The organism is Mesorhizobium sp. M7D.F.Ca.US.004.01.2.1 (genome assembly GCF_003997785.1).
Classification (GTDB): domain Bacteria; phylum Pseudomonadota; class Alphaproteobacteria; order Rhizobiales; family Rhizobiaceae; genus Mesorhizobium; species Mesorhizobium loti.
On record NZ_RZRQ01000757.1, the window covers coordinates 1 to 506 of the forward strand.

Sequence of the window (506 nt, forward strand, 5' to 3'; positions counted from 1 at the left end):
GCCGTCGGTGATGCAGACGCAGAGCTTGATGCCGGCATCCGCCGCTTCCATGATCGAATCGGCGGCGAAGGGCGGCGGCACGAAGACGATGCTCGCCTCGGCGCGGGTCTCACGCACAGCGCCCTTGACGGTGTTGAACACCGGCAGGCCGAGATGCTTTTGGCCGCCCTTGCCGGGGGTGACGCCGCCAACCAGCTTGGTGCCGTATCGCTTCATGTCCTCGGCATGGAAGCTGCCGATCTTGCCGGTGAAGCCCTGGACGATGACGCGTGTGTTGCGGTTGAGCAGGATTGCCATTTTTTCGACCTCCCTCAGGCTGCTTTTTTCTTGGTGGCCGCGCGCCAGGCAGCGACGGCCTTTTCGGCGGCTTCCGCCAGTGTGTCGGCGACGATAATTTTCTCGCCGGAATCGGCCAGGATGCGGCGTCCTTCTTCGACCTTGGTGCCGGAGAGCCGGACCACCAGCGGTACGTCGACGCCGACTTCGCGGATCGCCTTGATGACGCC

General features: G+C 64.4%; 2 pseudogenes. Both read right to left on the reverse strand.

Annotated elements, in window-relative coordinates:
* Window positions 1-297, reverse strand: a pseudogene (locus EN993_RS36650) (succinate--CoA ligase subunit alpha); the annotation flags it as partial.
* 14 nt (window positions 298-311) lie between these two features.
* Window positions 312-506: pseudogene (sucC, locus tag EN993_RS36655) on the reverse strand (succinate--CoA ligase subunit beta); the annotation flags it as partial.